Origin of the sequence: Achromobacter marplatensis (genome assembly GCF_002209535.1) — a bacterium.
GTDB classification, from domain to species: Bacteria; Pseudomonadota; Gammaproteobacteria; order Burkholderiales; family Burkholderiaceae_B; genus Achromobacter; species Achromobacter marplatensis.
Window position 1 is genome coordinate 423,250 of the sequence record NZ_NJIG01000004.1, and the last position, 24,321, is coordinate 447,570.

Genomic DNA, 24,321 nt, shown 5'->3' on the forward strand with positions numbered 1-24,321 from the left:
GCTCGCTGGGACGCTCAAACACCAACATATTGACGGCAGATTCCTGCCAGAAGAAGCTCTACGCGCTTGCCTCCCTTGACGTATCCGATCTGCACCAATTGACCGTACTCAGCCCACTGGAACAGTGAGAAGCATGACAGCTCTCCGAAGAGGCGTATGCCCGCGCCTGGGTGAGTGGCAAGTTGCAGCAATGCCCGCTCGCAGACTGCCCTGGCTTCCTCTGGCAATGTGCGGACCTCACAACGATAGGCTTCGGACTCAGCAACCAATTTCTCGTCATTTAGTGCGCGTGTATGCCATGCCAACTCAGATGGCTCGGTCAGCTGCGACAGTAATAACTGCGAGATAAGTATCGGATTGACACTGGGATTGTCCAGGCAGGATTTGCCCAAGGTGGACCAGTACGCAAGCAATTGTTCGGGGCGAGAAAAGTGCTTATCTTGGTTTTTCACCGCGGCGGCGTACAAGGCGTCCGGAATATCAATGAGCATTGGGGTCTCCATGTAAGCCCACAGGGGATCGGTTCATCGGCGCGGATGCGTCTGTTTCCGCGCCTGGACTGGAAAAGGGTGGCCGCGATGGCATTGCTAGATGCGCGGCAAGATCTTGGCGGGCGTCGCGTGCTCTCGCCAGGAGTTCATGCAGAACGGTCAGAGGGGTTGGCGAACGAAGGTCCAACTGCAAGGCAGTCACGCCCACTGCGGTGCCTGCCATTCTTGCCTGTGCGTCCAAGGCGAGCAGTTCTGGTCCAATCGCATCTAACAGCACATAGTTGCGCTGACGGTTATGAAGAGCGCCAGCGCTTATGCCAACGACCGGATGTCGTAGTGGCACGCCGGCGTTCTGCAATGCCAGGCTCGCCGCGCACACGCTATGCATCGGAATCGGGTCGGACGATTCGCGCACCTCAACCGCAAGCCGGCATGTCCTTGGATAAACACTCTTCGTCGGCAGAACGGCAGCCAGCGCATTCTTGATAAATGCCGCCAGTTGCCAGTCGCGATGTTCAAGCATGCGATCACGTTCAACTTCGCGCGCGTCGAGCGTGGGCATTTGGACGTGAACGAGGAATCGCTCTCTTGATCGATTCAAGGGGGAGCTTAGCTGCGGGGGGACGCTGGCATCTCCGAGGGTGACTGAGCACAGCGTCTGGTTTTGGCTTTGCGAGACAAGGGCGGAACCGTGCGCCTCGGGAAGCAAGCCAAAACACGTCGATGATGGGAGCAGATGAAGCGCATGCCTGCCGTCTGTACGCAATTGACCGCCCAGTAGCCGGGTACGAACCAGTTGAGCATCGAACGCCTTCGCTGCCGCCATTCGCGCGTATGCCGCATCACGGGAGCGCGCCGTCGTGCGCATAGCTTCTACAGCGCGCCAAAGCGGGTAGCGATCGAACGAAGCAAGCGCTTGTTTTGCCGTAGCGACCGGCAGCGCCTGCTCGGCGAAGGCCTCAATTTCCTTGATGCAGGCTTGCATTTGCAGGTGTGCAAAAGCGATTGCATCGATGACGACATCTTCTGGCATTTCTGCCGCCTGGGCGTTGACCATTGTGAGCGTCTGCGCCGTCCCACTCGCCAGAACCGTCAAGTCCGCCTGCCCACGGATATCGGAAGAAGGGTTTAGCGTAAAGCGCCCTTTCGACAGAGCTACCCGAGCTGCGCCTAGCGTCGCGATTACAGGCAGATCCGATAAGCGCAGCACAGCGGATGTCACCAACAAGGCGCCGAGTTCCGCATCGCAACCGGGGTCCAAGGACACTATGTTTATGACTATCTGAATCTCGTCCCGGCAGTGAGGATCGAAGCAGTGTTGAATAGCACGATAGACGGTGTGTGCTATGCCGCTTTCGCGCGGTGTCATGCCGCTCTCTCGACGCGTGTTGACGGGGGGAAGACCGCTCGCCCCAGCATTGCATTCGTAGTAATCCACCCTCAACGCTAGGCCGTCGGGCTTGAGCCAGTCCGGCGCGCGGCGTGTCACCGTTGCCGACAACAGCATATCGCCGATTTTGAGCTGAACTGCCTTGTCGGCAAGGTCGTCGAAATTGGCGTGCAGTAGCGCACACGGCAACTGTCCGTAATGGAACACTTGGTCAAAGGGCGTGCGCATGCACGTTCTCCTAAGTCAACGAACAAGCGCTGAGGTGCGTACCAAGCGGCTACTAGAGGGAGAAGGGGAGCGACACATTGCTCACGCAATGTGCATATCACTTCAGAAGCAAGCATGGCACTGAATGCGTGATTCAGCGCTTAAGGAAATCTCCAGAGATGGAGTCTTGCCTGAGTGAATTTGAATTTACATGGGATGAGGAAGGGAGTTTTGTTTATTCTACCTAGCACATTGACATCGGTGCAAACGTTGCCCAAGGTGCTTATCGTCCCCCATTCCTTGGCTCAGGGGCTCTTCAGCCTCACCAAGGCGGTATACAGGAGCCATGACGTATGAGTCGTATAGGCGAACCGGAGATTGTATTTGTCGTCTCTACAGTCGCTCATGAACAGCCTCTGGTACTCACTATGGGATCTTCGGAGTCGCTGCCGTGGGAAAAAGTCTCGGCGCAGTTCCCCTCTTTATCCGCGCAAGTCCGCGCTTGGCTTGAACACCGGTTGAACACTTCTAGCAGCGTGGAGCAGTTGTATACCCATGCCGAACGGTATCTCCTAGGAGAGCCGGAAGCCCCTGTCTTGTCGGTGAGCTATCTATCAAATATCCATCTATCGAAGACACCTGGACGCGACTGGAAATCTTGGTATGACTACTTGCCCTGGGAGGATCGTCGTGAGAACGATACTAGGACGCCCTTCGACATCAGCGCGTTGGTATCCTCCCTAGAGCGGTGGTGTCCTACCGCGCGCTCTCCTCTACACCAAGCACGATTGCGCAATCGAATAGCGATCTTGTTTGGTTTGCCGCCCCATACGTGGCGAGAAGACCGGGCTCTCTCACGCTTGCAACTACTCCACGCGGCAGGCTTGATATCCGACATGGAAGGCGGCGCACTGCACGACCACACGGTCGCGGGGCGAGCAATGGAGCACGATCATCGCCGAATACTGGCGACTGCGGTCTCCCGTGTACGGGCCAATTTGTTCAGTCACGTCATGCTCTTTAGCTTTGCTCCACCCAGATTCACATTGTTGGAATTGCAGCTAATTGCCGAGGCGGTTTTGGGGAGGCGTGTTCACAAACAGAACTTTCGCCGATGGGCTGAGCCTTATGTGGTTCCTGTGATTCCCAATGTGTCGCGCGGTTCACATGGCAGGCCTGCGCGCATGTTTTCTATTCGTGCTTCGGCTTATCGGGACGAGCCGGCAACCGGTCCGGCGCGCCCACGATCTGATAGAATTGTTTTCACTTAGTTCAAATCCCGCGTCGTACTTACACCGATGTAAACACTATTCCGCATCCTTCCTGGGTCTCGTCTTATGGAAGTTCGTCAGTTCCAGGCTGCCCGCTAGGGCGCCGTCTGACTCGATGTGGAACGCAACGCGGGTTTCTCGGCAGGTATTCCTCCCACCTCGCTTTTTCTTTCGTCGTGCACGCGCACGTCGACGGCTGTCCGCTTCCCCCTTTTCTCTTCCTGATCAGACTTCCGCGCGCTGCAGTCCGGCTGCCGTTTCTTGACGTGCAGAACGAGGCTTCGAGATCCAGGTTCGTGGCATTCCGATGATTACGTAATCCGAGCGCGGATGTGCTCGGCTCGTTTCTGACTGGATGCCGTGTGTCTAACTCCTAATGCGGAGAACACGATGTCAGAAAAAGAGATCGTTGTTGGTATCGATGCATTGATTCGCATCGCTCGCGGTGCGGAACGGATGGCCGGCGTGGCAGCGGTAACCCTTGGCCCGCGTGGCAGGCCGATCATTCTGGAACGCGCTCACGGAACCCCCATGATTTCCCGAGATGGCTACGAGGCAGCATGTTCTGTCGAATTTGAGGATCCTGTCGAGAACCAAGGTGCGCAGACCTTGCTGCAGGCGGGTGCTCGATCAAGGGACCTCACCGGAGATGGCGCGACGACCGCGATGCTGCTGGCCAGCGCGACGCTGCATGAATGCGTCAAGGCTATCGTGACCGGCGCAAATCCGGCGCAGGTGAAACAAGGCCTTGATCGCGCAACCGGGGCGGTTGTGGAGCATCTTCGCGATGCTGCTCAACCGTGCCGACAGTTGCCAGCGCTTGAGCGCTTGGCATGGGCTGTTTCGTATGGTGATCAAGGGGTCGCTAGCCTATCTGCCCAAGCCATTCTTGAATGCCCGGATCCTGGCGCTATCACGATAGAAACCGCAGAGCGAGTCCAGGACACCTTGCTTCGCCCGACAGGATTGCGCTGGAACGCCGGCCCATTGTCCTCCCGCTTCGCGTCGGACGCGATGCGAGGCATGGTCGTCCTGAACAATCCCTACATTGTCGTGTCGCAAGATCCCTTGGATAGCACGGAAGACATGGCGCTGATGCTGGAGCGTGCAGCGCCGCTGACGCAGCCATTGGCGTTCATCGCGCCTGCGATCTCGGCGCCTGTTTTGGCGATGTTGTTGTCGAGTCGGGCGTCTGGCTTGGTGAACTGTTGCGCCATTGGCGTTCCAGAGAACGCGCAATCCGAATGGCTGCAAGACATCGCCACGGTGTCAGGTGCAACGCTGGTCCAGCGCCTCACAGGACAGGGCCTTGGAGACTTGCGCATCGATCAATGGGGAATGGCCGAGCGCCTTGAATCCGGGCGGGGCACAACGCAAGCCGTTGGCATGTTGCCGCCCGAGGAGGACATGGTTAGAAGCCATATTCAAGTCATGCGTGCAAACCTGGAAGCAACACCCGACGCTACGCAACGCGAGCTGATCGGAGCGCGAATTGCACGCTTGTCTCGCCAGGCTTGCACCCTGGCGCTGGCCGACATGGGCGATGAACACGGCCGTATGCGTGTGCATCTGGCTCAGAGAACCCTGCAGGTTTTGCGCGCCGCAATGCGTGAGGGCGTTGTGCCGGGAGCGGGCGTGGGTCTGGTCCGAGCGCGATCGTCGCTGAACGAATTGCAGCACGCCTCTCCTGACGAGTCGGCGGGAGCGGAGGCCCTCCGTGTCGCACTTGTCCAGCCGTTGCTACGAATTGCCCGTAACGCCGGTGAGGCGCCGCACGTCGTTATGGAAGCGGTGGAACAAGGCGAGGGTGCTTTCGGCTTCGACGCGGAGCGCGGTGATTTTGGTGATCTGGCTGCGCGCAATGTGATAGACAGCGTGGATGTTGTCGTGAACGCGGTGCGCGTCGCCACGCGCACCGCCGGTGTCTTGCTTGGGACCCTTTGCGCGGTCGTAGACGCGCCACAGCACGAGTTCGTAAGAACAGGGGAGGTACATGACTGAATTTAACCGAACCGTGTTCTGGGACCGTCTCGAGCACGAGTTGGCAGCGTTGAACGCTCAGCTTGACGACGCCAGGGAGGCCGCTTCGGTGGTGCATCTGGACCAATCCAGCGTTGGCCGCTTGACGCGAATGGATGCCATGCAACAGCAAGCGATGGCGCTTGATTTTCGGGAGCGCCTAGCCACACGGCAACGCAGGGTGGTCGCGGCGCTGCAGCGCGTGGAAAACGGCACATTCGGACTGTGCTGCCGGTGTGGTGAAGATATTGACCCGGCCCGTCTCGATGCGGATGCAGCCACCGTCTTCTGCCAAGAATGCATGGAACCGTAATGCGCGTGAAGACAGATGGCTGGTCGCGCATCCATCACTTCGGACTAACAGATGCGTGAGCCAACTTTTGGTGGTCTTGTCGACGACGCGCTTGGGCCTAGTGATCTGCACCGCAAGCGGATTGAATACGTCAGGGGCTACATAGAACTTGTCGGCGCCCGCCGCGTGCTGGACCTGGGGTGCGGCGAAGGTGATCTCTTGTTGGCGCTTGCCTCAATGGAGCAGTTGGAACGATTGATCGGTGTGGACGTGAGCCGGCAGCGGCTCGGAATCTGCCGTGCCGCGCTGGATTCGATTACACCGGCCCCGGCGGCAGTCGTGGAGCTTGTCGCCGGGTCATACGCAGATGCTCGTGTGGCATTTCCGGATATCGATGTCGCGATCATGCTGGAATCCCTGGAGCATTACTGTCCGCGCAGACTCTCACGCATTGAGAAGACGATTCTCGCTGGTTACCGCCCCAAGCGCCTTCTGATCTCTACGCCGAACAAGGGTTACGACATCGAGAAAGGTCTATCCATGCATCATCGACGCCATGCTGAGCACCATTTCGAGTGGTGTCAGGCACGCTTCAGAAAATGGGTGCAGGGCGTTGCGCTCCGGACCGGATACAAGGTGCGCCTTGATGGTATCTGGCGGCCAGACTCAACGTGGGAACCCACAACTCAAATAGCAATTTTTGAAGCTATCACGGAGTAGCATGAAGAATAATCACGTCTCCAAGACCGTAGCGTCGCTTCCTTCGCACGCCAGCACGCCGCCGATACGACGAGCGCGCGACACCTTGACCGCATTCTTGTCCGAGGCCGGGATAACGGTGAATGGACCCAACCCTTGGGATATCCAGGTGCACGATGACAGCGTGTTTGATCGTGTTTTGGCGAAGGGTAATCTTGGCTTGGGCGAAGCCTATATGGACGGGGCGTGGGATGCCGAGCAGCTTGACGCTTTCTTTCACCGCGTTCTGCGCGCCCGGCTGGACCAGCGTGTAGTTCCTGGGCGGTTATTGATCCACGCGCTTACGGTACGGCTGCTAAATCGGCAAAGCATGCGGCGTGCGTGGCAGGTAGGAAAGACGCATTACGACCTGGGAAATGACTTCTACACTGCAATGCTCGACCCGCGCATGACGTATACCTGCGCCTACTGGGATGGCGCGAATGATCTCACCACCGCGCAGGAGCAAAAGCTGGACCTGATCTGCAGAAAGCTGGATCTTCGTCCCGGGATGCGCTTGTTGGATATTGGTTGCGGCTGGGGAAGCTTGATGGGTTTTGCCGCAGAGCACTACGGCGTACAGTGCGTGGGCGTAACTGTATCTAAAGAGCAGGCGCAATGGGCGCAGCATGCTTACGCAGGCCTGCCGCTGGAGTTTCGCTTGCAGGATTACCGCACGATAAATGAGCGATTCGATCGCATAGCCAGCGTGGGCATGTTCGAACATGTTGGACGAAAGAACCTGCGGACCTTTATGGAAGTGGCACACCGTTGCCTGCACGTCGATGGTCTGTTCTTGTTGCACACGATCGGCAAGAACCAGACGGACACCACGCCTGACCCCTGGATCGACAAGTACATTTTTCCTAACGGCGACCTCCCCTCAATTACCCAGATCGGTTCTGCTTCAGAGGGCCTGTTCGTCACGGAAGATCTGCACAACTTCGGAGCGGATTATGACAAGACATTGATGGCTTGGTATCGAAATTTCGAACATGCCTGGCCCCGCTTCCAGGCTAAGTTGGGGCAACGGTTCTACCGGATGTGGAGTTATTACCTGCTGTCGTGCGCGGGCGCATTCCGAGCGCGAGATATTCAGTTATGGCAATGGGTACTCACGCGCGATGGCTTGGAGGGAGGGTATCGTCGGCCAACGCTCTCCGTTGTGTAAAAAGTCGGAGCGCCCTATCGGGGTAACAGCCGTGCTCCCGTTGACTCGCTGAAGGTGGTCTGTATAGCGCACTAATGCAAAGACGATATTTCACATGCGTACTGCGTGAATCACGTGTGAGTTGTTCGAACTACACATTGAATCCAAGCATCTTCCAAGCGACGCATGGCGTCATGCACCTGGTTCGGCGCCAAGTGCGCGTATCGCTCCGTCATTTCGATGGACGAATGCCCTAAAAGATCGCGCACGACCAACAATGGAACCCCTGCCATTACTAGCCAAGATGCGCAAGTATGACGTAAATCGTGAATTCGAAAATCTTCAATCTTTGCCTTGCTGCAGAGAGTACGGAAGCTCTTCTGGATGGTACTTAAAGGTTTGGTGTGGTCTCGGGGGGATGGGAAGACCCAAGGCGATGCGGGGCAGTGCTCTGCGCGCCATGCGGCCATTGTGCCGAGGGCCTGAAGGGCCGGGGCGTTGAGTGGAATGACTCGGTGCTTCTTGGTTTTGGTGTCTTTACTTTCGAGGGTTATAAGTCGCTCCTCGATGCGGACGCGCTGCAGACGAAGCCTCAGTAGTTCGTTTCGCCGGCAGCCGGTGTGCAGTGCCAACTGGATAAACGAGGAGAGGTGCGGTCTTACCGCTATCGTCTGGGCTACAGAGATCATGCGCTGTGCCTCGCCCCGTGTGATCCACCTCGTCCTGCCTTCAGGTACCGGCAATGCCATACCGACGAGGGCATTCGGTAAGTTCAGTTCATGCAGGAAGTTGTACCAATTGATTGCGGCACTCATGTCGTCCAGCTCGCGGTTGATCGTCGCCGGGCTGACGCCAGCCGTTTGCCGGAGGGTGATATATCGATGGATTGTGGACCGCCTCAGACTGCGGACTGTGCGCCCTTTGAAGAAACGATCCAGCTGCAGTTGGCTGTACCGAAATCGCTCGGTATCCTTGCCGGAGGCTACGTAGGCCTGCATTACGGTGTCGAAAGTAGGATTGTCGTCGACAGTGCCGTCTTCTGCGTGGTTGTGCGCGGCATCGCTCACGGGATGGATCGGCGGACGCGCTGGGGCCAAAGTACGGGAAACGTGGTGAGCTGATGCGAGAGAATCGTCCATGTTAGTGGCCGGCCGTTACGCGCAGGAAGCGCTCGGGGAATGGACACGAACGACCGGTATTCGTAAATATTTAGAAAATGATGATAACATATTGACATGAATCGATATTTTCGCAAAGTTGCGGGTTCTTTTGGACGTAAGCGCTCAGAGCGCTTGCGGGATTTCGTCCTGGAATCGGGCCAGGGCGGAACCAAAGACGTATCGATTCAACAGCTGGGCGATTTTGCTCGCGCCGCGAAGACCACTGCGTTCGGGACGCAGGAGTCGGAGGTTCGAATCCTCTCGCCCCGACCACTTGATGTGGTCGAATTTTTGAAAGTGTTTCCCGACACTTTTAGCTAAAAGCCGGTATCGCGCAAGCGGGCCGGCTTTTTTGCGTTTGCTCTCCTTTCACATAGCGATCCAGGCGCTTACTCATCTGGGAACACGGGTTCCGCGCCTGCCTCTTCCAGAAGGTCGGCCAGCTCGTCGGCGCCTTTTTCGGTAGCCCAGGCCCAGGCGTTCCAGCCTTCGTTGTCGCGTACGTCTGCTTGGGCACCGTGGGCGAGCAGCAGCCGCGCGATATTCAGATTGCCACGCGCCGCGGCAGCCATCAACGGCGTGCCGCCGTCATCCATGACGGCGTCTACGTCAGCGCCCGCCTCCAGCAGCAAGGCGACCACGGCTTCTCGGTCCCAGCTTGCTGCTTGATGTAGCGCGGTCAGCCCGTGGCCGGCGCGGCAGGACAGGTTGGCGCCGTGGGCGAGCAGGACGCGGACGGCATCGGCCGCGCCATCTGTGGCGGCGCAGAACAGCGCGGTGCCGCCGAAGTCGTTGAGGGTGTTCACGGACGCGCCCAGCAGAAGCGCCTGTTCGATGGCCGCGGTGTCGTTCTTGCTCGCCGCGTGCAGGAGTTGTTGGTCTGGAGTCATAAGGTAGGTGGGTGTCGGGGAAAGCTGGTACGCGAACGTTACACGGTGCGGTATGACCGCGGCGCAAGTCGGCCTGATTCGACGCGTTGATGGCCGGGCCCGTGCCAGTGCTGGCGGCCAGCGATCCGGGGATGACGGTCGGCCTCTGGTCGTTGGTGGCGCGGGCTACCTCGCTATTGCGGCCGCCAACGTGACATCTGGAGAGTCGGGTAGAGCTTCATGAGTTTCGGCCTGAATATGGCCGCAGCGGGATCGACGGTATGCCGGTCGCGGCGCTGGTTTCCCGGCAATCAGACCGTCCAATCCTCCAGACGAAGGCCGGGTACGCGGGCGAACTCGCGGGTATTGTTCGTCACGAGGACGAAGCCTTGAGACCGGGCGTGAGCCGCAATCATTGCGTCGTAAGGACCGATGGGCGTGCCAATTTTTGCCAGTTCCGCCCGGAGCTGGCCGGTGTGGGCGGCAGCGGCGCGATCGTAGTCGAGGACTTCAAGGCGAGCCAGGAAACCCTCAACGACGGCTTGATTGTGCGCGGGTGCGGCTGATTTCTCCGCACCGTAGATGAGCTCCATTGCGGTGATCGTGCTTACGCACAATTGTCCTTGCCGCAGATTGAAGGCTTGCCGCACCGCATCCGGCTTGCTCTTGATCGTGAAAATGCAGATGTTCGTATCGAGCATGAACTTCAGCATCAGAAGCCCTCGCGTGTCTGATCGCCAGGCTGCTCGCGGTCGACCAGATAGTCGGTGGTCACCGATTCGCCGTCGAACCATGTGTCCCAACTTTCGCCGGAGGGCACCAGCAGACGTGCACGACCGATTGCGATGATGTCGACCCGCGTGACGTCAGGCGGCAACGCGACGGCCTTAGGCAGGCGCACTGCCTGGCTGCGGTTGCTCTTGAAAACAGATCCTTGGTCCACGGTATTCTCCTTGGGATATACGCTTGGAATATACATTGTAAGGTTGGCACCCGCCTGTACGCAATGAAGCCGATAGATGGCCCACTTGGCATTCAGCAGCCCTCGGTTTACTTTCGACGCTTATCAGCGACCGGAGCCATGCCGTGGCAGAAAATCCTCCCGCGAGGTCCACCAAGGCAGCGAAGCGTCCCAGCGCGCAGCCTGCTGAACCCGTCCTGCTGTCTGGCGGCAACCCGCAAATTCCCAAAGGCGAAGGCGATGGTCCGGTGCAAGCCTATATTGCGGCCATGCCGGGCTGGAAGCGCGATCTGGGCCGTCGGCTTGATGCGCTGATCGTGAAGGCCATTCCGGACGTGCATAAAGCCGTCAAATGGAATTCGCCGTTTTACGGTTTGAAGGGCGAGGGCTGGTTTCTCAGCCTTCATTGCTTCACCAAGTACGTCAAAGTCGCCTTCTTCCGCGGGCAGTCGCTGCAGCCTGTGCCGCCGGGGGCCTCCAAGAGCCAGGACACGCGATATCTGGATATTCGCGAAGACGATGTGCTGGACGAGGCTCAATTCAGCGATTGGGTCAGGCAGGCCAGCCAGTTGCCGGGTGAACGGATGTAAGAGGGCAAGGCAGGGGCGGTGCGAGAGCGCAGTGGGCCCTCTGTGGACCGCTATCGCCGACGCGTGCGAAACACTCGCAACAATAAATTACGCCCTTCGTGATGGGTCGTCAGCGCCCGCATGGCGCCGTCCGTGGCCCCCGGCATAGGCGCAGCCCGCGCCAGGGCTTGATTCCAGCGGGGCGTCCCTTCGCGCAGGCAAGCAGGGGCCTGCCAAAAGGTGCGCGTGATGGCTGGCCGGGCCATGTTTCTGTGCGCGATCCGGTGGTTGCGGCGTCATTCCAAATCAGTAGGATGCGCGATCACGCATCTGACTCCGCCTCATCCAAGGACCGATCCCATGACGCTGCCGCGACCGCGAGTTGCCCTTTCCACCCTGATGCTTGCGCTCGCCTTGTCGGGGTGCGTGACCGTGCCGGATTCGCACGGCGAGGGCACCATGGATGATCCGCGCTACGCGCAGCTGCTGGACTTGATCGATAAGGCGCTGAAGTCGAACATGGCGGTGGTGCTGGTGGCCGACGTGATGCCGCATGCCACGCTGAACGACGCGGAGTCCATGATGAAATGGACCGGCAATGTGATCTTCACGCATGAGCAGATGCCGAACATCACCTTCGGCCGCAAGTTCCAGAACAATGCGCTGCAACGCGACAAGGACGCTACGTATCTGTTCAAGGCGTTCGAGGTGCATATCTTGCCTCCGGGCAAATACCTGCTGACGGGTGGCGACGATTACAAGCTGAATGCCTTGCTGGACCAGGTGGGCGCGCGCAGCGGTCCGGCAGGCTCGGGCCGCGGCGCCAAGGGCACCGCATACCTGTCGCCGGAGCTCTATCGCGAATATTACAAAGAGACCAACTGGCACGAAGGCACCACTGGCACCCAGCTCAAGACGCGTACGGTCTGCACGGCGGTGCACCGGGGCACGGGCGCCTGCGTCAGCTGGGGCGAAGAGCAATACACCGAAACCACGCAGGGCTCTCGCGCCGGCTATTACGAGCAAACGGATTCGCGGGACATTCCCGCAATCAAGGTGGCGTCGCGCCTTGCGCCGAAGCTGGCGCTGGGCAGCTTCACGCTCAAGGGTGGCCAGTTTGTGCTGAGTCAGCGCGTGCACATGAAGACGCCCAGCTACCAGTACAAGCAGTCGGGTTGCCGCGCGGTCGATCCGAAGAAGATCGAGTGCCCCCTCGAAGATTTCACGGTCTACACGCGCCCGGCGCCCATGGACTTCACCCAGAAGCTCATCGCGCAACGCGACCTGAGCGATGCGCACCGGCAACTGCTGTCCACCTTGCAACCCATGCAGATCACGCCGTTGGGCAAGCAGGGCATGGAGGATCCGATCTGGGGCGTGCCGCTGTCGATAGGCAGCGGGAAGTAAGCTGTCGACCGTCTCTACCCTCTAGAGAACTTCACACCGTGATCCGTCATCGGGTCCTTGCAGCATCGTTGGCCCTCGCCAGCAGCGCTGCGGCGGCTGCGCCTTCATTTAACTGCGCCAAAGCCACCACGCCGGTCGAAAAATCTCTTTGCGGGAATTCCGTGCTGGGCGGCCAGGATGCGGCCGTCGCGCAGCAATACAACGCGGTGCGCGGCAAGCTTGACGCCGACGCGGCCAAATCGCTGACTGCCGACCAGCGTTACTTCCTGAGCGTGCGCGACAGGGTCTATGCCGAACCTTTTTCGGGCAGCACGCCGTTCAAGGAGATCGCCACCAGCATGGATCACCGCCTGCGGTTCCTGAACTGGTGGTTCGCGAAGTGCCGCCCGCCGGTGTCAAAGACGATGGTTTCGGTCCGCCTTTTTGCGGCATGAACGGCAGCCTGTCCGGCGACTGGTTCGCGGTGCGCTGACCCCGGGCCGGGGCGCCTACTTGGCCGCGACCAGCGGGCAGCCGCCCTGGTTCAGCGGGCGGAACGCGTTCTCGCCCGGGATGGTGCGCAGGATCTTGTAGTAGTCCCAGCGCGCTTTGGATTCCGAGGGCTTCTTCACTTCGACGAGGTACATGTCGTGCACCAGCCGGCCATCTTCGCGCAGGTAGGCGTTGCGGGCAAACATGTCGTCGATCTTCATGCCGCGGATTTGCTTCATGACGGCGTCGCCCTCCAGTGAGTTGCTTTCCTTCACGCCTTTCAGGAAGGTCAGCACGGAAGAGTAGACGCCGGCCTGCGCCATGGTGGGCACGCGCCCCTTCATGCGTTCCGCGTAGCGCTTGGTCCAGTCGCGCGTGCGATCGTCCATGTCCCAGTAAAAGCCGGTGGTCAGCACCAGGCCCTGCGCCTGCTCCAGGCCCACGCCGTCGACGTCGGTGATGAACATGAGCAGGCCGGCCAGTTTCTGTCCGCCTTTGATCAGGCCGAATTCATTGGCCTGCTTGATGGCCATGGTGGTGTCGCCGGAGGAATTGGCCAGCGCCACGATCTCGGCCTTGGAGGCCTGGGCTTGCAGCAGGAACGAGGAAAAGTCGTTTGAGGCGCGGGGATGCTTGACCGCGCCCAGCGTCTGGCCGCCGGCCTGTTTGACGGCGTTTTCCGTGTCGGCCTGCAAGGCGTGGCCGAACGCGTAGTCGGCCGTCAGGAAGTACCACTTCTTGATGCCGGACTCCGTCAGCGCGCGGCCGGTGCCGTTGGCCAGCGCGTAGGTGTCGTAGGTCCATTGGGCAGTCGAGGCCGAGCAGGCTTTGCCCGTCAGGTCCGAGGTGCCGGCGGTCGACGCCAGGAACGCGATGTTGGACGTGCGCGTGATTTCCTGCACGGCCAGCGCGACCGACGAGGTCGGCACGTCGACGATGGCCTTCACGTTGTCCTGGTCGATCCAGCGGCGCGCGGTGGCGGACCCGATGTCGGCCTTGTTTTGGTGATCGCTGGCGATGACTTCGATCTTGCGGCCCAGCACCGTGGACCCGAAGTCCTCGACCGCCATGCGGGCGGCTTCGACTGAGCCTTGGCCCGAGAGGTCGGCGTTCATGCCGGACAGATCGGTCAGGACGCCGATGCGGATGGGCTTGTCGGACTGCGCATGCGCGGCCGGCAGCGCGAAGGCGCAGGCGACGAGCAGGGCGCTAAGCAGTGGTTTCATGTCTTTCCTCCAGGATGGGTGCCCGCTCTGAGGCGGGTCTAAAAGGCGGATCTAAACGCCAGTGGCGGGGGACAGCAGATGGCACAACAGGAATTGATCGGTCTGCGCGTGGGCGTAGGCGTTGGCGTCGAATTGGGCGTCGATGGCGCGTTTGGTTAGCCGCAGCGCCAGCGGCGGGCAGGCGGCGGCTTCCCGCGCCAGGTCCGTGGCGGTGCGTAGCACCTCCCCGGTGGGGGCGATGTCGTCGGCCAGGCCCCAGTCTTCAGCGGTGTCGGCATCCAGCCGCAAGTCGGTGAAAAGCGCACGCTTGGCGCGCGCCGGGCCGACCAGGCTGGCCAGGCGGGGCAGCCCGCCCCAGGCCAATGGCAGCCCCAAGCGCACCTCCGGCAGGCGCAGGAACGCGTCGGCGCCCAGCACGCGCCAGTCGCAAGCCAGCGCCAGCACGGCGCCGCCGCCGACGGCCGCGCCTTCGATGGCGGCGATGGTCACTTGAGGCAGCTCGCTCCAGGCGCGGCACAACGCTTCGCCGCGCGCCAAGGCGCGCTGCGTCATTAAGGGATCGTCGTGGTTCCAGAGTGCGGGGTCTTTCAGGTCGATGCCCGCGCTGAAGACGGCGGGCGTGCCGGTCAGCACGACGGCGCGGACGCGGTCGTCGCGCGCCAGTTCGCCGGCGGCGTCGATCAGGGCGTCGATCGCCGCCAGATTCAGGGCGTTGGCCTTGCCGCCGCGGTCGTAGCGCACCACCGCCACGTCCTCGTCGCGCTCGATTGAAACCATGCTCATTCGCTGTCCTTGGCGTTTAGTTCGTGGATATACTACCAAGTATGTTGAAAGTCGCAAGACTTCGCCGGCTGTCTGGCAGGGAGTGTGCGGGTAAGTCCGCATTCGCCAGTCCTGGATGGCGGCGGAAAAGTCATGAAAAATAAAGCGAAATAACAGAACGAGGAGACGATTGATGAACGACGAGGCTCGGGCGGCCGTTCCCGAACGCCAGGTGTGCGTGCTGCGCTATCTGCTGGAGAGTCAGGCCAAAAAGATACCGGACAGAATCTTCGTCCGTTTTCATGGCGGCCCGACGTGGACCTATGCGCAGACGTTGGCCCAGGTTCGCCAGCGCGCGGCCACGCTGCGCCGCGAAGGCGTCAAGCAGGGGGATCGGGTGCTGTGCTGGATGGGCAACGGGCCGGAGCTGCTGGCCAGTTGGTTCGCCATCAATTACCTGGGAGCGGTGTACGTGCCGCTGAACACGGCGCTGCGCGGCCGGCCCCTGGAGCACGTGCTGGAGAACGCCCAGGCTTCGCTGATGCTGGCGCATCGGGCACTGGTCGAACGCTTGCAGGCGCTGTCGCCCGGCGCGCTGACCCGCGTGCTGCTGACGGGCGAGGGCGAGGCGCCGCCCGCCGCGCCGCCCGGCGTGTCGTTCGCGGCGCTGGTGGACGGGGCGGGGGAACCCGCGGCGGATCTGCTGGCGACCGAGGCGCCGATCGAACCCTGGGACATGCAGTCCATCATGTACACGTCCGGGACCACGGGTCTGTCCAAGGGTGTCGTCACGTCCTACGTGCAGCTCTACACCATGGGGCCGGACGCCTTCGATTGCATCACCCCCGATGATCGCTGCATGATCGCGGGCCCGATTTTCCACTGCGGCAGCACGCTGTACGTGTACGCGATGCTGGCCTACGGCGGATCGATCGCCATGGTGCCGGAGTTCCGCACGGCCGAGTTCTGGGACGCGATCCGCGATACCGAGAGCACGGTGGTGCTGTTGCTGGGCGTCATGGCCAACTTCCTGCTAAAGCAGCCGCCGTCGCCGCGCGACCGCGAGCACACCCTGAAGAAGGCGTTCATCGTGCCGTTCGGGGAAGACGCCCCGGCATTCCAGGCGCGTTTCGGCGTGGACTTGTACACGGTCTACAACATGACTGAAATCGCCAGCCCCTTGAGCGCCGGCCCCGGGCTGACCGAAGCGGGCCGCTGCGGCAAGCCGCGACCGTGGTTCGAGCTGCGCGTGGGCGACGCGCAGGACCGCGCGGTGCCGGACGGCCAGGTGGGCGAACTGTTGATCCGGTCGCATCGGCCCTGGGCGTTGTTCAGCGGCTATTACCGCAATCCCGACGCCACCGCCGCATCAATGCGCAACGGCTGGTTCCATACTGGCGACGCGTTCCGGCGCGACGCAGAGGGCACGTTCTTCTTCGTGGACCGCTTGAAGGACGTAATCCGCCGGCGGGGCGAGAACATCTCGTCGTTCGAGCTGGAGGGCGAGATCTGCGCGCATCCTGCTGTGCGCGAGGCCGTGGCCGTGGCGGTGCCCAGCGAGCACGGGGAGGACGAAGTGCTGGCGGTGGTGACGGCCGTGGAGGGGGCGCAGGTGGAGCCCGGCGCGTTGATCGGCTGGCTGGCCGAGCGCGTGCCGCACTACATGGTGCCGCGCTATGTAAGGGTGGTCGAGGAGTTGCCGAAGACCGCCAGCGGCAAGCTGCAAAAGCACGTGCTGCGCAGCGAGGGGCTGGCCGACGGTACGTGGGACCGGGAGGCGGCGGGCATACGACTGCGCCGCGAACGGCTGGCGTGAAGGGGGGGGCGGCCTCTGCCCCGAGACGGGGCGGGGCCGCCGCCTTCAGGTGCGGGCGCCCAGGCCGGCGATGATGGTGTGGACCACCTTGTTGGCCAGGATTTCGCGGTCGTCGCGCGTTTCGCCCAGGCGCGGCCGGTACCAGACGGCCAGCCAATTGATGGCGCCCAGCGCCGCCTTGACCGCGACCGAGACGTCGTCAATGGCCAGAGACCCGTCTTCCACGCCTTCGTAGGCCACACGCTTGAACAGTGCTTCGAAGTCGTCGCGGATGGTCATGAGTTCGGCCAGCGTCTGGCGCTGGGCCGGTGTGGTGGCGCCCAGGCGGTGCATGTGCACGCCCTGCACCACGACCGTTTCGAACGCCAGGTTCTCCATCATCGACAGCGCATGGTGCTTGAGCATCAGCGCCAGCCGGTGCGCGGCGGTGCCTTTTTCCTTCATCACCGGGCGCACCGCTTCGAAATTGCGCCGCATACCTTCGCGGTGCACGTCGAAGAACAGATCGGTCTTGGACCGGTAGTAGTGATAGACCCGGCCCTTGGTGGCCCCCAGCCGGCGCGCGACATCGTCGATGCTGGAGGCGTGGAACCCTTGCGCCATGAAGCACTCGGCCGCCGCGGTCAGCAGTTCGATATTGCCCATGCCGTCATCGCGTGCAGCCGTCACCGTAGGTTCCCCATTCATGCGCCTTTCTCCATCCATGCGTTGCGGCAAAGCGCCAGTTTAGCCAATTGCCTGTCCCCACACCGCGTGGCGGGCGGGTTTGCACGGACTCGCGGGACGGTCCGACCGGCTGTACAAATCAGAAAATCGAAGTTTATACTACTCGGTATGTTTTCGCGTCCTGGTGCGTCCATGTGGCGGTCCGCGACGCGCCCGCTTCTCGCCATCCCTTTGCTGCCCATGACCACAGACCTTGTTCAAGCCCCTTCCAGCCCTCAAGCCCTGGCCGACCAGGTGTCGCAGGAAATCGGCGTGTCGGAGTGGGTGACCATTTCGCAGGCGCAGGTGGACCTGTTCGCCGACGCCACGGGCGACCACCAGTTCATCCATGTGGATCCGGCACGCGCCGCCCGTGAAAGCGCCTTCGGCGGGCCGATCGCGCATGGTTTTTTGTCGTTGTCGTTACTGACCGCGCTGAGCCAGAAGGTGTTGCCGACCTTCGAGGGCGCCATCGGCATCAATTACGGCTTCGACAAGGTCCGTTTCCTGACGCCGGTGCCGGTGGGCGCGCGGGTGCGCGGCCGATTCGTGCTGAGCGAGTTCACGCCGCGCAACGCGCGTGAGTTCACCACCCGGTATGCCGTCACCGTCGAGATCGAGGGCGCCGCGCGTCCCGCGCTGGTGGCCGACTGGATCACCATGACCATTCTTCAAGGATGAACCCCATGAGCATTCGCTTTGATGAACGCGTCGCCATCGTGACCGGCGCTGGCCAGGGACTGGGCCGCAGCCATGCGCTGCAGTTGGCCGCGCGCGGCTGCCGCGTGGTGGTCAACGACTTCGGGGGCGCGGCGCAGGCCGTGGCCGACGAGATCCTGGCCGCGGGCGGCCAGGCCATCGCCGATGGCGGCAACGTTTGCGACAGCGCTGCCGTGGACGCCATGGTGGCGCGGGCGATGGATGCCTGGGGCCGCGTCGATATCCTGATCAACAATGCCGGCATCTTGCGCGACAAGACCTTCGCCAAGATGAGCGCCGACGATTTCAACGCAGTGATCGACGTGCATCTGCTGGGCTCGGCCAACTGCGCGCGTGCCGTGTGGCCGATCATGCGCGAGCAGCGCTACGGCCGCATCCTGATGACCACGTCCACGTCGGGCATGTACGGCAATTTCGGCCAGTCCAACTACGGCGCCGCGAAAGCGGGTGTGGTCGGCCTGATGAACGTGCTGCACCTGGAAGGCCAGAAGCATGGCATTCACGTCAATGCGCTGGTGCCCACCGCCGCCACGCGCATGACGGCCGAGATGTTCGATGCGGACGCGCTGCGGGCGCTGGACCCGGCCTATGTGACGCCCGCCGCCCTGTTCCTGGTGGCCGAGGGCGCGCCCAGCCGCACGGCGCTGCTGGCGGGCGCGGGGACCTATGCGCGCCTTGCCATCGTGGAAAGCGAAGGCGTCTATTTTCCCGAAGGCGAACGCACGCCCGAAAGCATTGCCGCGCATTTCGACGAGATCGCCAGTCTGGGCCGCCTGATCGAGCCGCCCGAGGGCCTGGCGCACGTCGCCCGCATTTTGAAGCGTGCGCAGGAGGCGGCATGAACGCCAATGCCCCGTCGCATTCCCCCACGCAACCGCCCCGCGCGGCGCCGCACGCCCGAAGCGACTATCCGCGCCTGCTGCCGATGACCACGCGTTTACGCGACATCGACGTCTACGGTCATATGAACAACGTGGTCTACAACGAATACTTCGATACGGCGGTCAACCAGACACTGGTTGAACTGGGCGTGCTGGACCTGAACAAGAGCGACGTGATCGGCCTTGTGGTGCATAGCCAGACCTCGTACTTCCGTCCCGTGTCGTTTCCCGACCGAGTCGTGCTGGGGTTGCGCGTGGGCCGCCTGGGCCGCACCAGCGTGACCTACGAGTTCGCACTGTTCCGCGGCGAAGACGAGACCGCAGCCGCACAGGGCAGCTACACCCACGCGTATGTCGACCGCGCCAGCAACCAGCCTGTTGAATTGCCGCCTGTCTTGCGGCGCGCGCTGGAGCCGTTGTTGCGCGCGTCGGCGCCGGCCTGAACGGCCGCCCGGGAGCGATCGTGATCGACCACACCCTGCCCCGCGTCACGTACTCGAACATCCACACGGACTTCTCCGCCGTGCATGACCTGCTGGACAAGCGGCTGCCCGACTTCGAGTCGCGCATGCTGGGGTTGGATTACCGGCATCGCTTCGATGGACGCGCGGTGGCGGGCGAGCCCTTGCAGGAATCATATTCGCCGATCGACCACTGGCTGCTGATCGGGCGTTTTCCCAGTGCGGGCGCCGACACAGTCGATCAGGCGATTGCCAGCGCGCGCCGCGCCCAACCAGCCTGGGCCGCGCAGGGGTGGGCGGCGCGCATCGCCGTGCTGCGCCGGTTGGCGATGGTGCTGTCTGAACGCAAGTACGACTTCGCCATGGCGACGATGATCGAAATCGGCAAGTCGCGGCTGGAAGCGCTGGGCGAAGCTGAGGAAGCCGTCGACCTGATCCGCTATTACTGCGATCAGGCCGAACGCAGCGACGGCTACCGGCAGCCACTGGCGCGCGCCTTCGACAATGAAAGCACGCACGACGTGTTGCGCCCCTATGGCGTGTTCGCGGTGATCGCGCCCTTCAACTTCCCGCTGGCGTTGTCCGTGAACATGGTGTGCGCGGCACTGCTGGCAGGTAATGCCGTGGTCTACAAGCCGTCGCCCCGCGCCGCGCTGACCGGCGCGTTGCTGTTGAGCGCCTGCGACGGTGCCGGCGTGCCGTCGGGCTGCGTGAATGGCGTATTCGGCGGGGCGCAGACGGGCGCGGTGCTGGCGCATCACGCGGGCGTCGACGGCTATGCGTTCACGGGCAGCCTTGAAGTGGGCATGGATTTGCTGCAGGCGGTGGCGGCGGGCCGCCATGCGCGTCCGGTCATCGCCGAGATGGGCGGGAAGAACCCGACCTACGTCACCGCCAGCGCCGATCTGGATGCGGCCGTGCAAGGCGTGGTGCGCTCGGCCTTCGGGTTGCAAGGGCAGAAGTGTTCGGCGGGGTCCAAGGTCTATGCGCACGACAGCATCCACGACGCCTTCCTGGACCGGCTTTGCGCCGCCACGGAGGACGTGTCCGTGGGCGACCCGCGCGAGCGCGGCGTCTTCATGGGGCCCGTGATCGACGAAGCAGCATGGCGACGCTACCGCACGGCCTGCGAAGACGTCAGGGCGGCCGGCCGGCTATTGGCGGGCGGACGCCGCCTTAGCGCGGGCGAACTGGCCTATGGCCATTATGTGCGGCCCGCTGTCGCGGCCGGCTTGCCGGCCGACCACCGGCTGAACCGCAAGGAACTCTTCCTGCCCTTCGTCTCGGTGCTGCCGTTCACCGATTTCGACGTAGCGCTCGACGACGGCAATGCGGTGGACTACGGCCTGACAGCCGGCTGCTATGCGCAAGAGCAGGACGAGGTCGACCGGTTCCTGAACCGGGCCCAGGCGGGTGCCTTGTATGTGAACCGGGCCAGCGGAGCGACCACGGGCGCCTGGCCAGGCATCCAGACGTTCTGCGGCTGGAAGGGTTCCGGCATGACCGGCAAGGGCGGCCTGGGGCCGTACTACGTCGCCCAATTCGCACGCGAACAAAGCCACACCGTCTGGCATCGCTAAGACACAGGAAACCATCATGAGAGAAGCCGTCATCGTTTCAACCGCCCGCACGCCCATCGGCCGGGCCTATCGCGGCGCGTTCAACGACACGACCGCGCCTACGCTGGGCGGCCACGCGATCTCGCACGCCGTGGCACGCGCGGGGGTGGCGCCGGGCGAGGTCGAGGACGTGATCCTGGGCGCCGCCTTGCAGCAAGGAACGACGCATATGAACGTGGCGCGCCAGGCGGCACTGCGCGCGGGCCTGCCCGCGCAGGTGGCCGCGATGACGCTGGACCGGCAATGCGCGTCAGGGCTGATGGCGATTGCCACGGCCGCGCGGCAAGTGACGCAGGAAGGCATGGATATCGTCGTGGCCGGAGGCCTGGAGTCGATCTCGCTGGTGCAGAACGACACGATGAACCGCCACCGCTGGTTCGACGAGGCGCTGATGCGCGAGCAACCCGAAATCTTCATGAGCATGCTGGAAACGGCCGAGATCGTGGCCAGCCGCTATGGCATTCCCCGCGCCGCGCAGGACGCGTATGCGTTGCGCTCGCAGCAACGTACGGCCGCCGCGCAGGCCGCCGGGCGCTTCGACGACGAGATCGTGCCGCTTGCCGCCGTCATGCTGGTGACGGACCGCGCAACAGGTCAGACGTCGGCCCAGTCGGTGACGTTGGCGCGCGACGAAGGCAATCGCCCGGATACCTCGCTGGACAGCCTGGCGAAGCTGCAGCCCGTCTTCAAGAACGGCCAGCGGTTGGAGGTCGGCCAGCACATCACCGCCGGCAATTCGTCGCAGCTCTCGGACGGTGCATCGGCCTGCGTGGTCATGGAAGCCGCCGAGGCGCGCCGGCGGGGCTTGAAGCCGCTGGGCACGTACCGCGGCATGGCGGTCGCCGGATGCGGCCCCGAAGAGATGGGCATCGGGCCGGTGCATGCGGTGCCGCGCCTGTTGGCGCGGCACGGCTTGAAGGTCGACGATATCGGCCTGTGGGAACTGAACGAGGCCTTTGCCTGCCAGGTGCTGTATTGCCGCGATCAACTCGGCATTCCGGACGAGCGCCTGAACGTCAACGGCGGCGCCATTTCCATCGGGCATCCTTACGGGATGTCGGGGGCGCGCATGGCGGGGCACGCGCTGATCGAAGGCCGCCGGCGCGGCGTGCGCTATGCGGTGGTGACGATGTGCGTGGGCGGCGGCATGGGCGCCGCCGGCCTGTTCGAAATCACCCCATAAGGGGATGGCCACAGGGCGTTATTTCGCGACGTTCTCGTCGTCCACGGTCAGCCCGCCGTCTTTCATGATGCCTTGCGCGATCTCTTCGGCGCTCTTGCCGGCAAAACCGTGTTCGCCCGCCGTGATGCGGAAGCTGTCGCCTTCCAGCGGGCTTTGCAAGGTGGCGGACGTGAGCAGTACGCCGTTTGACCGCAGCTGAATGCGTTTGCCCACGCGGTTGCGGGTGAAGTCGGCCAGGGCCTTTTGGCTATCGGGTTTCAATGCCACGTCAACGACGCGGGCGCCGGTGTGCGGGTCGGCGCTGGGCGTGGCGCTGGCGGCTTGCAGCGTGACGGTTTCGGCGTGCGCGGCCAAGGGCAGCGACAAGGCCAGGGCGGCGGCGCAGGCCAGATGCTTCATCAAGGGCATGGCAGTTTCCTTTGGCGAGGACAATAGCTCCATCCTAGCCGAAGTGCGCCGCGCCGACGAGTTCAGGGCCGGCCGGGCGTACGCATGACCGGCGGGCGCATCCAGGGCATTTCGGGCAGCCCCTGTATCTGCGGCATACCTGGGGCGGGCATGCCCAGGGGGTTGAGCGCGGCGTCTTGCAGCACGGTCATCCATTCGCGCGGGTCCATCGGTTCACCCATACGCGCGCGCACATCCAGCAGGTCCAGCGCGGCGCGGCGGTGGCCGGCTTCTGCGGCCTCGCGGAACAGGCGTTCAGCCACGTTGTAGTTCTTGGGCACGCCCCGGCCCATGCCGGTCAGTTCGCCCAGGTACGTTTGCGCGGGGGCGAAGCCCTGGTCGGCAGCGCGCTGATACCACCGGGCCGCCACCTTGTAGTCCTGCTCCACGTGTTCGCCGTTTTCGGCGATGAGGCCCAAGGTGGTCATGGCGACCACGTCACCTGCTTTGGCGCGGGCTTGCAGCGAGGCCAGCCTGGGCTCGTCCAAGTACTTCGCGCCCCGTTCAATTTCAAATTCCCACGCGCTCATGCGCGCCTTGATCAAGTCGCGGCCCAGCGTTGGCGAGGGACCGCGGCCGGCTTGCCCAGGCTTGCCCCCCGGCACGGCGGGCGTCTGGCCGTCGGCCAGTGTGGTGAAGGTGACCGTGCCGACCAGGCTGCTGGCGTAGTGCGGAATCTGCCGGTAAGCGGTGGCGACTTGCACATCGCCCGTCAGCTGCTTGAAGAAATTCTCGACCGGGGCGGACGCGGGCAGGGAGTCCAGGCCTTGCGCGAAGTAATACGCGTACGGGCTATGGCGCGGCCCTTCGTTGCCAAAGCCGTCTTCGGCCGTGGCGCCAGGCTGCGTCGAAAACGCGATCAGTTCGCCGCCCGCCGGCACGGTGTGAACCAGGCCCGCCGAGGGGGCGCCGCGCGTGAGATTCGTGCGGCACGCGTCCAGCACCATCAGCCTGGCGCGCACGTCGGCCCGGCGCAGCGCCTGCGACACGCGCTTGATGCTCAGCGAGCTTTGCTGTGCGGTGCGGATGCGGACTTCGCCCAGGGGCAACGCCAGGTCCACGCCAAACAGATAGTTCACATCGTCCACGGCCACCGCATGGCCGGCAAAGTACACCAGCGCCAGATCAGCGTCTTTCGCGCGCGTGGCGAACTCGTCGACGGCGGTTTCCATTTGGGCGGTGGTCAGGTCGGTAAGCAGCGTGACGTCGAACTGCCGCTTGCGCAGCGACTCGGCGATCAGGCGAGCGTCGTTGACCGGGTTGACCAGCGCGTTGGCGGGCACCGCGTAGCGGGCGTTGCCGATGACCAGCGCGTAGCGACGCTTGGCGGCGGTGGGTACGGGCGGAGCCGATGGAACTGACGTAGCCGACGGGGCCGTGGCCGGGTTGGCCATCACGCCCGCGGGCAGCGGCAACAAGCCCGCGCCCAACATGGCGGCAAGCAGCCGCCGGCGGGTCAAGGGCATCGCCATGGACATTGCAACCGGAAACGGATTCGTCTTCATG

27 protein-coding genes are annotated in these 24,321 nt (G+C 62.9%); 15 read left to right on the top strand and 12 right to left on the bottom strand.

Translation table 11 applies throughout. The annotated features are described in order from the left end of the window. Positions 1–14: 14 nt before the first annotated feature. The 3 genes from CEY09_RS12255 to CEY09_RS32160 all read right to left on the bottom strand — a co-directional run bounded on the left by CEY09_RS12255 (position 15) and on the right by CEY09_RS32160 (position 3,098). The gene (locus tag CEY09_RS12255; RefSeq protein ID WP_046804279.1) at positions 15–491 is read right to left on the bottom strand and encodes a hypothetical protein; all 477 of its coding nucleotides are present in this window, start codon (positions 489–491) and stop codon (positions 15–17) included. Next, entirely contained in the window at positions 481–2,109 is a 1,629-nt protein-coding gene (locus tag CEY09_RS12260) for a hypothetical protein (RefSeq protein WP_088588795.1), read from the bottom strand. Before CEY09_RS12260 ends, CEY09_RS12255 begins: the two co-directional genes overlap by 11 nt. Positions 2,110–2,954: 845 nt before the next feature. Beyond that, positions 2,955–3,098, bottom strand: coding sequence for a hypothetical protein (locus CEY09_RS32160; protein WP_158218665.1), 144 nt, complete (start codon positions 3,096–3,098; stop codon positions 2,955–2,957). A gap of 3 nt (positions 3,099–3,101) precedes the next feature. On the opposite strand from CEY09_RS32160, the gene CEY09_RS32780 reads away from it, so the two are divergent. The 5 genes from CEY09_RS32780 (at position 3,102) to cfa (ending at position 7,579) form a co-directional block, all read left to right on the top strand. After that, positions 3,102–3,359 carry an NrtR DNA-binding winged helix domain-containing protein gene (locus tag CEY09_RS32780; protein ID WP_420093582.1) on the top strand — a complete coding sequence of 86 codons (258 nt, stop codon included), beginning with the start codon at positions 3,102–3,104 and terminating at the stop codon, positions 3,357–3,359. Between the two features lie 390 nt (positions 3,360–3,749). Then, entirely contained in the window at positions 3,750–5,360 is a 1,611-nt protein-coding gene (gene groEL, locus CEY09_RS12265) for a chaperonin GroEL (RefSeq protein ID WP_046804277.1), read from the top strand. Further along, positions 5,353–5,691 carry a TraR/DksA family transcriptional regulator gene (locus CEY09_RS12270; RefSeq protein WP_088588796.1) on the top strand — a complete coding sequence of 113 codons (339 nt, stop codon included), beginning with the start codon at positions 5,353–5,355 and terminating at the stop codon, positions 5,689–5,691. The genes groEL and CEY09_RS12270 overlap by 8 nt, the downstream gene beginning before the upstream one ends. A gap of 51 nt (positions 5,692–5,742) precedes the next feature. Continuing rightward, on the top strand, positions 5,743–6,390 hold the full coding sequence (locus CEY09_RS12275; RefSeq protein WP_088588797.1) for a class I SAM-dependent methyltransferase: 648 nt from the start codon (positions 5,743–5,745) through the stop codon (positions 6,388–6,390). 1 nt (position 6,391) lies between these two features. Continuing rightward, positions 6,392–7,579 carry a cyclopropane fatty acyl phospholipid synthase gene (gene cfa, locus CEY09_RS12280; protein ID WP_088588798.1) on the top strand — a complete coding sequence of 396 codons (1,188 nt, stop codon included), beginning with the start codon at positions 6,392–6,394 and terminating at the stop codon, positions 7,577–7,579. Between the two features lie 110 nt (positions 7,580–7,689). On the opposite strand, the gene CEY09_RS12285 is transcribed toward cfa, so the two are convergent. After that, positions 7,690–8,697 carry a tyrosine-type recombinase/integrase gene (locus CEY09_RS12285; protein ID WP_088588799.1) on the bottom strand — a complete coding sequence of 336 codons (1,008 nt, stop codon included), beginning with the start codon at positions 8,695–8,697 and terminating at the stop codon, positions 7,690–7,692. A gap of 96 nt (positions 8,698–8,793) precedes the next feature. Here CEY09_RS12285 and CEY09_RS32165 point away from each other — a divergent pair, with 96 nt between their 5' ends. Next, the gene (locus CEY09_RS32165) at positions 8,794–9,039 is read left to right on the top strand and encodes a hypothetical protein (protein WP_158218666.1); all 246 of its coding nucleotides are present in this window, start codon (positions 8,794–8,796) and stop codon (positions 9,037–9,039) included. Between the two features lie 68 nt (positions 9,040–9,107). On the opposite strand, the gene CEY09_RS12295 is transcribed toward CEY09_RS32165, so the two are convergent. The 3 genes from CEY09_RS12295 to vapB all read right to left on the bottom strand — a co-directional run bounded on the left by CEY09_RS12295 (position 9,108) and on the right by vapB (position 10,530). Next, positions 9,108–9,608 (bottom strand): ankyrin repeat domain-containing protein, encoded by a 501-nt coding sequence (locus tag CEY09_RS12295; RefSeq protein WP_088588800.1) that lies wholly within the window; start codon positions 9,606–9,608, stop codon positions 9,108–9,110. A gap of 290 nt (positions 9,609–9,898) precedes the next feature. Then, positions 9,899–10,300 carry a type II toxin-antitoxin system tRNA(fMet)-specific endonuclease VapC gene (gene vapC / locus CEY09_RS12300; RefSeq protein WP_088588801.1) on the bottom strand — a complete coding sequence of 134 codons (402 nt, stop codon included), beginning with the start codon at positions 10,298–10,300 and terminating at the stop codon, positions 9,899–9,901. Next, positions 10,300–10,530: a type II toxin-antitoxin system VapB family antitoxin gene (gene vapB, locus CEY09_RS12305; RefSeq protein ID WP_006227461.1), complete on the bottom strand. Its 231-nt coding sequence runs from the start codon at positions 10,528–10,530 to the stop codon at positions 10,300–10,302. Before vapB ends, vapC begins: the two co-directional genes overlap by 1 nt. Before the next feature lie 215 nt (positions 10,531–10,745). Between vapB and CEY09_RS12310 the strand changes: the two genes are divergently transcribed. The 3 genes from CEY09_RS12310 to CEY09_RS12320 all read left to right on the top strand — a co-directional run bounded on the left by CEY09_RS12310 (position 10,746) and on the right by CEY09_RS12320 (position 12,958). After that, positions 10,746–11,138, top strand: a complete 393-nt coding sequence (locus tag CEY09_RS12310) for a DUF1801 domain-containing protein (RefSeq protein WP_088588903.1) — start codon at positions 10,746–10,748, stop codon at positions 11,136–11,138. Positions 11,139–11,477: 339 nt separating this feature from the next. Continuing rightward, the gene (locus tag CEY09_RS12315) at positions 11,478–12,524 is read left to right on the top strand and encodes a hypothetical protein (RefSeq protein WP_088588802.1); all 1,047 of its coding nucleotides are present in this window, start codon (positions 11,478–11,480) and stop codon (positions 12,522–12,524) included. Positions 12,525–12,592: 68 nt separating this feature from the next. Beyond that, positions 12,593–12,958, top strand: a complete 366-nt coding sequence (locus tag CEY09_RS12320) for a lysozyme inhibitor LprI family protein (protein ID WP_234818273.1) — start codon at positions 12,593–12,595, stop codon at positions 12,956–12,958. 54 nt (positions 12,959–13,012) lie between these two features. Here the strand turns inward: CEY09_RS12320 and CEY09_RS12325 are convergent, their stop codons facing one another. Next, positions 13,013–14,221, bottom strand: coding sequence for an ABC transporter substrate-binding protein (locus CEY09_RS12325; protein ID WP_088588803.1), 1,209 nt, complete (start codon positions 14,219–14,221; stop codon positions 13,013–13,015). Between the two features lie 51 nt (positions 14,222–14,272). Beyond that, the gene (locus CEY09_RS12330) at positions 14,273–15,004 is read right to left on the bottom strand and encodes an enoyl-CoA hydratase/isomerase family protein (RefSeq protein ID WP_088588804.1); all 732 of its coding nucleotides are present in this window, start codon (positions 15,002–15,004) and stop codon (positions 14,273–14,275) included. A gap of 172 nt (positions 15,005–15,176) precedes the next feature. Between CEY09_RS12330 and CEY09_RS12335 the strand changes: the two genes are divergently transcribed. Then, positions 15,177–16,799, top strand: a complete 1,623-nt coding sequence (locus CEY09_RS12335; protein WP_088588805.1) for an AMP-binding protein — start codon at positions 15,177–15,179, stop codon at positions 16,797–16,799. Between the two features lie 45 nt (positions 16,800–16,844). Here CEY09_RS12335 and CEY09_RS12340 read toward each other — a convergent pair whose 3' ends face one another. Further along, complete coding sequence (locus CEY09_RS12340; RefSeq protein ID WP_088588806.1) at positions 16,845–17,486, bottom strand: TetR/AcrR family transcriptional regulator; 642 nt, start codon at positions 17,484–17,486, stop codon at positions 16,845–16,847. A 219-nt stretch (positions 17,487–17,705) separates the two neighbouring features. Here CEY09_RS12340 and CEY09_RS12345 point away from each other — a divergent pair, with 219 nt between their 5' ends. Genes CEY09_RS12345 through CEY09_RS12365 form a run of 5 tightly spaced genes read left to right on the top strand, consistent with a single transcriptional unit; the run spans position 17,706 to position 22,368 of the window. Beyond that, positions 17,706–18,185 carry a MaoC family dehydratase gene (locus CEY09_RS12345; RefSeq protein WP_035213629.1) on the top strand — a complete coding sequence of 160 codons (480 nt, stop codon included), beginning with the start codon at positions 17,706–17,708 and terminating at the stop codon, positions 18,183–18,185. Between the two features lie 5 nt (positions 18,186–18,190). Continuing rightward, positions 18,191–19,066, top strand: coding sequence for an SDR family NAD(P)-dependent oxidoreductase (locus CEY09_RS12350; RefSeq protein WP_088588807.1), 876 nt, complete (start codon positions 18,191–18,193; stop codon positions 19,064–19,066). Beyond that, on the top strand, positions 19,063–19,548 hold the full coding sequence (locus CEY09_RS12355; RefSeq protein ID WP_088588808.1) for an acyl-CoA thioesterase: 486 nt from the start codon (positions 19,063–19,065) through the stop codon (positions 19,546–19,548). Before CEY09_RS12350 ends, CEY09_RS12355 begins: the two co-directional genes overlap by 4 nt. A gap of 20 nt (positions 19,549–19,568) precedes the next feature. Continuing rightward, positions 19,569–21,146, top strand: a complete 1,578-nt coding sequence (locus tag CEY09_RS12360; protein WP_088588809.1) for an aldehyde dehydrogenase family protein — start codon at positions 19,569–19,571, stop codon at positions 21,144–21,146. 16 nt (positions 21,147–21,162) lie between these two features. Beyond that, complete coding sequence (locus CEY09_RS12365; RefSeq protein ID WP_088588810.1) at positions 21,163–22,368, top strand: acetyl-CoA C-acyltransferase; 1,206 nt, start codon at positions 21,163–21,165, stop codon at positions 22,366–22,368. Between the two features lie 18 nt (positions 22,369–22,386). Here the strand turns inward: CEY09_RS12365 and CEY09_RS12370 are convergent, their stop codons facing one another. Further along, positions 22,387–22,776 carry a SecDF P1 head subdomain-containing protein gene (locus CEY09_RS12370; RefSeq protein WP_088588811.1) on the bottom strand — a complete coding sequence of 130 codons (390 nt, stop codon included), beginning with the start codon at positions 22,774–22,776 and terminating at the stop codon, positions 22,387–22,389. Between the two features lie 62 nt (positions 22,777–22,838). After that, a complete protein-coding gene (locus tag CEY09_RS12375) occupies positions 22,839–24,320 on the bottom strand; it encodes a caspase family protein (RefSeq protein ID WP_088588812.1) in 1,482 nt (493 codons plus the stop codon). Position 24,321: the final 1 nt, after the last annotated feature.

Bases quoted from the DNA above. Each gene is read 5' to 3' on its own strand.
- CEY09_RS12350 (WP_088588807.1), top strand. From the start codon at position 18,191: ATGAGCATTCGCTTTGATGAACGCGTCGCCATCGTGACCGGCGCTGGC.
- groEL (WP_046804277.1), top strand. From the start codon at position 3,750: ATGTCAGAAAAAGAGATCGTTGTTGGTATCGATGCATTGATTCGCATC.
- CEY09_RS32165 (WP_158218666.1), top strand. From the start codon at position 8,794: ATGAATCGATATTTTCGCAAAGTTGCGGGTTCTTTTGGACGTAAGCGC.
- CEY09_RS12315 (WP_088588802.1), top strand. From the start codon at position 11,478: ATGACGCTGCCGCGACCGCGAGTTGCCCTTTCCACCCTGATGCTTGCG.
- CEY09_RS12285 (WP_088588799.1), bottom strand. From the start codon at position 8,697: ATGGACGATTCTCTCGCATCAGCTCACCACGTTTCCCGTACTTTGGCC.
- vapC (WP_088588801.1), bottom strand. From the start codon at position 10,300: ATGCTGAAGTTCATGCTCGATACGAACATCTGCATTTTCACGATCAAG.
- CEY09_RS12375 (WP_088588812.1), bottom strand. From the start codon at position 24,320: ATGAAGACGAATCCGTTTCCGGTTGCAATGTCCATGGCGATGCCCTTG.
- CEY09_RS12255 (WP_046804279.1), bottom strand. From the start codon at position 491: ATGCTCATTGATATTCCGGACGCCTTGTACGCCGCCGCGGTGAAAAAC.
- CEY09_RS12270 (WP_088588796.1), top strand. From the start codon at position 5,353: ATGACTGAATTTAACCGAACCGTGTTCTGGGACCGTCTCGAGCACGAG.
- CEY09_RS12330 (WP_088588804.1), bottom strand. From the start codon at position 15,004: ATGAGCATGGTTTCAATCGAGCGCGACGAGGACGTGGCGGTGGTGCGC.
- CEY09_RS12365 (WP_088588810.1), top strand. From the start codon at position 21,163: ATGAGAGAAGCCGTCATCGTTTCAACCGCCCGCACGCCCATCGGCCGG.
- cfa (WP_088588798.1), top strand. From the start codon at position 6,392: ATGAAGAATAATCACGTCTCCAAGACCGTAGCGTCGCTTCCTTCGCAC.
- CEY09_RS12345 (WP_035213629.1), top strand. From the start codon at position 17,706: ATGACCACAGACCTTGTTCAAGCCCCTTCCAGCCCTCAAGCCCTGGCC.
- CEY09_RS12340 (WP_088588806.1), bottom strand. From the start codon at position 17,486: ATGAATGGGGAACCTACGGTGACGGCTGCACGCGATGACGGCATGGGC.
- CEY09_RS12295 (WP_088588800.1), bottom strand. From the start codon at position 9,608: ATGACTCCAGACCAACAACTCCTGCACGCGGCGAGCAAGAACGACACC.
- CEY09_RS32780 (WP_420093582.1), top strand. From the start codon at position 3,102: ATGCTCTTTAGCTTTGCTCCACCCAGATTCACATTGTTGGAATTGCAG.
- CEY09_RS12260 (WP_088588795.1), bottom strand. From the start codon at position 2,109: ATGCGCACGCCCTTTGACCAAGTGTTCCATTACGGACAGTTGCCGTGT.
- CEY09_RS12355 (WP_088588808.1), top strand. From the start codon at position 19,063: ATGAACGCCAATGCCCCGTCGCATTCCCCCACGCAACCGCCCCGCGCG.
- CEY09_RS12325 (WP_088588803.1), bottom strand. From the start codon at position 14,221: ATGAAACCACTGCTTAGCGCCCTGCTCGTCGCCTGCGCCTTCGCGCTG.
- CEY09_RS12370 (WP_088588811.1), bottom strand. From the start codon at position 22,776: ATGCCCTTGATGAAGCATCTGGCCTGCGCCGCCGCCCTGGCCTTGTCG.
- CEY09_RS12275 (WP_088588797.1), top strand. From the start codon at position 5,743: ATGCGTGAGCCAACTTTTGGTGGTCTTGTCGACGACGCGCTTGGGCCT.
- CEY09_RS12335 (WP_088588805.1), top strand. From the start codon at position 15,177: ATGAACGACGAGGCTCGGGCGGCCGTTCCCGAACGCCAGGTGTGCGTG.